Source organism: Massilia sp. GCM10023247 (assembly GCF_042653325.1).
In the GTDB taxonomy this organism is placed as follows: domain Bacteria; phylum Pseudomonadota; class Gammaproteobacteria; order Burkholderiales; family Burkholderiaceae_D; genus Telluria.
On sequence record NZ_JBHSIB010000030.1, the window covers coordinates 25,346 to 32,658 of the forward strand.

Here is a 7,313-nt window from a genome sequence, read left to right on the forward strand (position 1 = left end):
TACCGTTCGGGACCTTCGATGGCTTCGTTCACGCTCCATGGCATCCCGGTATCGCGCGGGATCGCGATCGGCCGCGCGCACCTGCTCACGCCGGCGGCGCTGGACGTCAAGCATTACCTGGTGCCGGTCGAGCAGGTCGAAGCCGAGGTCAAGCGCCTGCAACACGCGATCGCCGAGGTGCACCGCAACCTGCAGGAGCTGTGGACCGACCTGCCGAAGGACGCGCCGACCGAACTGGGCGCCTTCATCGACGTGCATGCGCTGATCCTGTCGGACCCGATGATCTCGGAAGCGCCGCTCGACATCATCCGTTCGCGCCACTACAACGCCGAATGGGCGCTGGTCACCCAGATCGACGAGCTCTCGGCCCAGTTCGACGAAATCGAGGACGAGTACCTGCGCGAGCGCAAGCACGACATCCAGCAGGTGGCCGAGCGCGTGCTGAAAGTGTTGATGGGAACCGCGCTGTCGGTGCCGCCGGTGCTGGCCGGCGACGACGGCTACCAGCCGCAGATGATCGTGGTCGCCCACGACATCTCGCCGGCCGACATGCTGGCCTTCCGCGACCACGGCGGCGCCTCGCGTTCCTTCGTCGGTTTCGTCACCGACGTCGGCGGCCAGAACTCGCACACGGCCATCGTCGCGCGCTCGCTCGACATCCCGGCCGCGGTCGGGATGAGCCAGGCCTCGCGCCTGGTCGAGCAGGACGACTGGCTGATCGTCGACGGCGATGCCGGCGTCGTCATCTGCAATCCGAGCCCGCTGGTGCTGGAGCAGTACCGCGCGCGCCACGCCGCGCTGGTGAAAGCCAGGAAGCGCCTGCAGAAACTGAAAAAAACGCCGGCCGTCACGAAAGACGGCACGGCGATCCGCCTGATGGCCAACATCGAGCTGCCCGACGACTGCCCGCATGCGCTCGAAGCCGGCGCGACCGGCGTCGGCCTGTTCCGCTCCGAGTTCCTGTTCATGGGACGCGGCGCCGAGGGCCTGCGCGTGCCCGACGAGGACGAGCAGTTCGAGCAGTACCGGCGCGCGGTGGTGGCCATGAAGGGCCGCCCGGTGACGATCCGCACCCTCGACGTCGGCGCCGACAAGCCGCTCGACCCGAACGAACACACGGCCCTGAACCCGGCGCTCGGCCTGCGCGCGATCCGCTACTGCCTGGCCGAGCCGCAGCTGTTCCTGACCCAGCTGCGCGCGATCCTGCGCGCTTCCTGCTACGGCAAGGTGCGCATCCTGATCCCGATGCTGGCGCATGCGTTCGAGATCGACCAGACCCTGAGCATGATCGAGCAGGCCAAGCAGCAGCTGCGCGACCAGAACGTCAAGTTCGATCCGGAGGTGGAAGTGGGCGCCATGATCGAGATCCCGGCCGCGGCGCTGGCGCTGCCGATGTTCGTGCGGCGCATGGATTTCCTCTCGATCGGCACCAACGACCTGATCCAGTACACGCTGGCCATCGACCGCGTCGACTACGAGGTGGCGCACCTGTACAACCCGCTGCACCCGGCGGTCCTGCAGCTGATCGGCATGACGATCGCGGCCGGCGAGAAGGCCGGCATCGACGTCGCCGTCTGCGGCGAGATGGCGGGCGACACCAAGCTGACGCGCTTATTGTTGGGAATGGGGCTGCGCGAATTCTCGATGCATCCGGCGCAGCTGCTGGCGGTGAAGCAGGAAATCCTGAGCGCCGACCTGACCCAGATCGCGCCGCGAATGCGGCGCATCATGCGCTCGATGGAGCCCGCCGAGATCCTCGAAGCGGTCGAACAGCTCCAGCTCACGTAATACCAAAGGCGGACATCCGGGCCGCCGTTCAACAAACCAAAGAAAGCCTCATGGGATCCATCGGAACCGTCACCCCGTCAGCGATGCATTTCGCCGAACCGCTGCTGCTGCAAAGCGGGGCCAGCATCGGCGACTACACGCTCATGTATGAAACCTACGGCAGCCTGAATGCCGACCGTTCGAACGCGGTGCTGATCTGCCACGCCTTGAACGCCTCGCACCACGTGGCCGGTACTTATGCCAACGAGCCGAAAAGCGCCGGCTGGTGGGACAATATGGTGGGGCCGGGCAAGCCGGTCGATACCGACCGCTTCTTCGTCATCGGCGTCAACAACCTCGGTTCCTGCTTCGGTTCGACCGGGCCGATGCACGCCAATCCGGCCACCGGCAAGCCCTACGGCGCGGCTTTTCCGCTGCTGACGGTCGAGGACTGGGTGGCGGCGCAGGCGCGCCTGGCCGACCGCCTCGGCATCGAGCAGTTCGCCGCCGTGATGGGCGGCTCGCTCGGCGGCATGCAGGCCCTCTCGTGGAGCATCCTGTTCCCGCAGCGCCTGCGCCACTGCATCGTGATCGCCTCCACGCCGAAACTGTCGGCCCAGAACATCGCCTTCAACGACGTCGCGCGCCAGGCGATCCTGACCGACCCGGACTACCGTGGCGGCGACTTCTACGAATACGGCGTGGTGCCGAAGAACGGCCTGAAGGTGGCGCGCATGGTCGGCCACATCACGTATCTGTCGAACGACGACATGGCCGAGAAATTCGGCCGTAAACTCCGCAATGCGGCGGAGAATAACGATTACAAGTTCGACTTCGGCATCGATTTCGAGATCGAATCCTACCTGCGCTACCAGGGCGACAAGTTCTCCGAATACTTCGACGCGAATACCTACCTCCTGATCACCAAGGCGCTCGATTACTTCGACCCGGCGCGCGAGCACGGCGGCGACCTGACAAAGGCGCTGGCCACGACCCGGGCCCAGTTCCTAGTGGCCTCGTTCACCACGGACTGGCGCTTTTCGCCCGAGCGCAGCCGCGAGATCGTCGAAGCCCTGATTTCGAACCGGCGCAAGGTGACCTACGCCGAGATCGACGCGCCGCACGGGCACGACGCCTTCCTGCTCGAAGACGAGCGCTACATGGGCGTGGTGCGCGCCTATTACGACCGCATCTGGGAAGAAACGGCCGAATCGGCACAACCGGCGAACCGGGAGGCGGCATGAAAATCGATCATTCCAGCACACTGCGTCCCGACCTCGCCTTCATCGCGGACTGGGTCGGCCAGGGCTCCCACGTGCTCGACGTCGGCTGCGGCGACGGCGCCATGCTGCGCTACCTGGAGACCGGCAAGCGCTGCACCGGCTACGGCATCGAGATCGCCGACGACAAGGTGCTCGAGAGCACCCGGCGCGGCATCAGCGTCATCCAGCACGACATGGAGCAGGGCCTGGGCCTGTTCGGCGACGATTCCTTCGACACCGTGCTCTGCCTGTCCTCGCTGCAAATGATGCTGCACGTGGAGGCGCGCCTGCGCGACATCGTGCGCGTCGGCCGCGAGGCGATCGTGTCGTTCCCGAACTTCGCCTACTGGCCGCACAGGGTGGCGCTGCTCAAGGGCCGCATGCCGGTCTCGCGCACCCTGCCTTACCAGTGGTTCGATACCCCGAACGTGCGCTACGCAACGATCGCCGACTTCAAGGAACTGGCCGAGGAGTGCGGGCTGGAGGTGCTGGAATACGTGGCGCTGGCCGAGGGCAAGCCGGTCGGCTTCCTGCCGAATTTGCGCGGCAGCCTGGCCGTCTTCAGGCTGCGCAAGAAGGCGCAGCGGGGGTAATGCGGGGCTGTTCCTGGGCTGCTTGAACGCGTGGACGGCAAAGCCGTCCACGCTACGGGTAATGCGAGTGCCGAGGGTGGAAGGGTCCCCCGTCCACGCGTCCAAGCGACCGGCGATCAATCGACCATGCCACCCCATTGCAATCGCCCGCCCGCGCCCTCATCATTCCCCTTATCGTGCGGTCCCATCCGCGCTTTTCTGCGACGATGCTGTTGACAAAACAGCACACTGGCCATTGATATGAAAAAATTTAAATTGAAACAACTTGCCGTCTCCATCGCGATGGTCGCCAGCCTCGGGGCCATGCCCTTGCAGCAGGCGCAGGCCCAGAAGGGCGAGCAGGTCGTCCAGGACGGCATTGCCGTCAAGCCGCTGTCGCGCGTGCGCGTGCTGGTGCCGGAAGAGCAGATGAACGAGGCGGCAGCCCAGCAATACCAGGCCATGGTTTCGGAAGCGCAGCAGAAGGGCGCCCTGGTGCCGGCCACCGACCCGCAAGTGAAACGGCTGCGCGGCGTCGCCCAGCGCATCATCCCGCAGACGCCGCGCTGGAACGCTTCGGCCAAGAACTGGGACTGGCAGGTCAACCTGTTCGAGCAGCCGCAGGTCAATGCCTTCTGCATGCCGGGCGGGCGCATCGGCTTTTTCACCGGCATCATCGACCAGCTGAAACTCACCGACGACGAGATGGCGGCCATCATGGGGCACGAGATCGCGCACGCCCTGCGCGAGCATGGCCGCGAGCGCACCGCCAAGTCGGGCATCACCTCGATGGTGGCGCGCGGCGCCGGCGCCCTCGGCTCGGCCATCTTCGGCATCGACCCGAGCATCACCAACACCGTTACCGGCATGATCGGCCAGGGCGTGGTGCTGAAATTCTCGCGCGACGAGGAACGCGAAGCCGACCTGGTGGGCCTGGACATCGCGGCGCGCGCCGGCTACGACCCGCGTGCCGGCATCGCGCTGTGGCGCAAGATGGCGATGCTGAACAAGGGCGCGCCGCCCGAATTCCTGTCGACCCACCCGGGCGGCGAAACCCGGATCGGCGACATGGAACGGCACATGAACGTGCTGCTGCCGCTGTACGCGCGCAGCAAGGGCACGACCGTCAACCGCCTGCCGCCTTACCGCACCAACGTCGCGCTGCAGTAAATCGATGGGTCGTCAGGCAGAAGCGAATGCGTATGTGCCGCTGCCGGTGCGCAAGGGTGTCGCGCCCAGCTATCTCTGGCTGACCGAGACGCTGGCCGGCGGCATGCTGCGTTTCCTGGCCGAGCGCTTTCCCGACGTCACGCGCGAATCCTGGGCGGCGCGCCTGGCGCGCGGCGAAGTGGTCGACGCCCAGGGCACGCCCCTGCAAGCGGACAGCCATGTCCGCAAGGGCATGCGCATCTGGTATTACCGGGAACTCGACGAAGACGAGACGCCTATCCCCTTCAAGGAACGCATCCTGTTCCAGGACGAGCACCTCCTCATCGTCGACAAGCCGCACTTCCTGCCGATGATTCCGACCGGGCGCTTCCTGCACGAGACTTTATTGGTGAGGTTGAAGGCGCAACTGGAATTGCCGCACCTGACGCCGATCCACCGCCTCGACCGCGAGACGGCGGGCGTCGTGATCTTCTCGCACAACCTCGACACGCGCGGCAAATACCAGTCGATGTTCCAGAAGCGGGTGGTGAAAAAAGTCTATGAGGCGCTGGCCGGTCCGATCGAGGGGCGCAGCTTCCCGTTTACCTACCGCAGCCGCATGCAGGATGCGGCGCAGTTTTTCGTCAGCGAAGAGGTGGCGGGCGAGCCGAATTCCGAAACGCTGATCGAGCTCGTCGAGCACCGCGGCGACATCGTGCGCTACCGCCTGCACCCGCATACCGGCCGCAAGCACCAGCTGCGCCTGCACCTGTCGTCGCTGGGCGCGCCGATCCTGAACGACGCCTTCTATCCGGTGGCGCTGCCCTGCAAGGGCGACGATTTTTCGGCGCCCCTGCAACTGCTGGCGCGCTCGATCAGCTTCGACGATCCACTGACTGGCCAGCCACGCACGTTCACCAGCGAACGCACGCTCGACTGGCCCGAATAACGATCACATGTGGTAATCGATGATCAAGGGCGCGTGATCCGAAAACCGCTCGTCCTTGTACACCGACACCGCATGCGCCCTGGCCGCGATGCCCGGGGTGGCGACGTGGTAATCGATGCGCCAGCCCACGTTCTTGGCCCAGGCCTGGCCGCGGTTGCTCCACCAGGTGTAGTCGGCGGCCTCGGGCGCCACCACGCGGTGCACGTCGACCAGGCCCAGTTCGTCGAACAGGCGCGTCATCCAGGCACGCTCTTCCGGCAGGAAGCCGGAATTCTTCTGGTTGCTCTTCCAGTTCTTGAGGTCGATTTCCTTGTGCGCGATGTTCCAATCGCCGCAGATGACGACCTCGCGGCCCTCGGCCTTGAGTTCCTGCAGGTGCGGCAGGAAGGCTTCCATGAAGCGGAACTTGGCCAGCTGGCGCTCGGGCGAGGACGAGCCGGACGGCGCGTACAGCGAAATCACCGTCAGGTCGCCGAAATCGCAGCGCGTGTAGCGGCCTTCGGCATCGAACTCGGCGCAGCCGAAGCCGATGCGCTTGTTGTCCGGTGCGCAGCGGCTATACACGCCGGTGCCCGAATAACCCTTCTTTTCGGCGTAGTGGAAATGGCCGTGGTAGCCGTGCGGGCGCAGGAAATCCTCGGTCATGTCGGCTTCCTGGGCTTTCAGTTCCTGCACGCAGATGAAGTCGGCATCGATGCTGGCGAGCCAGTTGAAGAAGCCTTTTTTGTGGGCCGAACGGATGCCGTTCAGGTTGGCGGAGATAATTCTTGGCATGGGGGAGAAAGGAGAGAAGCGCGGCGGCGTAGCATCCGCAGGGCTTGGAGATTAAAATACAGCCACTTTTTTATTTTGGGGTCATCGTGGACAATTTGCGCCAACAGTTTATCGCTTTTTCGGTCTCGACGGGAGTGCTCAAGTTCGGCGAGTTCACCACCAAGGCCGGGCGCCAGTCGCCGTATTTCTTCAATGCCGGCCTGTTCCATGACGGCGCTACCCTCGGCCAGCTGGCGCAGTTCTACGCCCAGACCCTGCTCGACTCCGGCGTCGAATTCGACATGCTGTTCGGCCCCGCCTACAAGGGCATCACCCTGGCCAGCGCAACGGCCGTGGCGCTGGCCGGCAAGGGCCGCAACACCTCGTATGCCTACAACCGCAAGGAAGCCAAGGACCACGGCGAGGGCGGCACCATCGTCGGCGCCGGCCTCAAGGGGAAAGTCGTGATCGTCGACGACGTGATCTCGGCCGGCACCTCGGTGCGCGAATCGGTCACCATGATCCGCGCCGCCGGCGCCGAACCGGCCGCCGTGCTGATCGCCCTCGACCGCATGGAACGTTCGGGCAAGGATGGTGCGTTATCAAGCGGCTCGGCCGTGCAGCAGGTGGCCCAGGAATTCGGCATTCCGGTCATTTCGATCGCCAACCTGGATGATCTGTTTACCTATTTGTCGGGGGAGCAGGCGGGTGCCGAACTGGGCCAGCACAAGGAGGCCGTCGCGGCCTACCGCGCGCGTTACGGGGTGTAATGGCGTAGGGTGGTCGGCTATGTTTGGCCGGGACACATGGGTGACACTTGTCGGGAGACATAGGTGACACTATGTTGACGATGTTACCCGA

7 protein-coding genes are annotated in these 7,313 nt (G+C 65.1%); 6 read left to right on the forward strand and 1 reads right to left on the reverse strand.

The genetic code is table 11. The annotated features are described in order from the left end of the window. The first annotated feature begins 18 nt into the window (after positions 1-18). The 5 genes from ptsP to ACFPAH_RS22625 all read left to right on the forward strand — a co-directional run bounded on the left by ptsP (position 19) and on the right by ACFPAH_RS22625 (position 5,699). Positions 19-1,788, forward strand: coding sequence for a phosphoenolpyruvate--protein phosphotransferase (ptsP, locus tag ACFPAH_RS22605; protein WP_379749847.1), 1,770 nt, complete (start codon positions 19-21; stop codon positions 1,786-1,788). A gap of 50 nt (positions 1,789-1,838) precedes the next feature. Then, positions 1,839-3,011: a homoserine O-succinyltransferase MetX gene (gene metX, locus ACFPAH_RS22610; RefSeq protein WP_379749831.1), complete on the forward strand. Its 1,173-nt coding sequence runs from the start codon at positions 1,839-1,841 to the stop codon at positions 3,009-3,011. Continuing rightward, entirely contained in the window at positions 3,008-3,622 is a 615-nt protein-coding gene (gene metW, locus ACFPAH_RS22615) for a methionine biosynthesis protein MetW (RefSeq protein WP_379749833.1), read from the forward strand. Before metX ends, metW begins: the two co-directional genes overlap by 4 nt. A gap of 240 nt (positions 3,623-3,862) precedes the next feature. Continuing rightward, the gene (locus tag ACFPAH_RS22620; protein ID WP_379749835.1) at positions 3,863-4,771 is read left to right on the forward strand and encodes a M48 family metallopeptidase; all 909 of its coding nucleotides are present in this window, start codon (positions 3,863-3,865) and stop codon (positions 4,769-4,771) included. Positions 4,772-4,775: 4 nt separating this feature from the next. Next, the gene (locus tag ACFPAH_RS22625; RefSeq protein WP_379749837.1) at positions 4,776-5,699 is read left to right on the forward strand and encodes a pseudouridine synthase; all 924 of its coding nucleotides are present in this window, start codon (positions 4,776-4,778) and stop codon (positions 5,697-5,699) included. Positions 5,700-5,702: 3 nt separating this feature from the next. On the opposite strand, the gene ACFPAH_RS22630 is transcribed toward ACFPAH_RS22625, so the two are convergent. Further along, positions 5,703-6,473: an exodeoxyribonuclease III gene (locus tag ACFPAH_RS22630; protein WP_379749839.1), complete on the reverse strand. Its 771-nt coding sequence runs from the start codon at positions 6,471-6,473 to the stop codon at positions 5,703-5,705. Between the two features lie 86 nt (positions 6,474-6,559). On the opposite strand from ACFPAH_RS22630, the gene pyrE reads away from it, so the two are divergent. Continuing rightward, positions 6,560-7,222, forward strand: a complete 663-nt coding sequence (gene pyrE, locus ACFPAH_RS22635) for an orotate phosphoribosyltransferase (RefSeq protein ID WP_379749841.1) — start codon at positions 6,560-6,562, stop codon at positions 7,220-7,222. Positions 7,223-7,313: the final 91 nt, after the last annotated feature.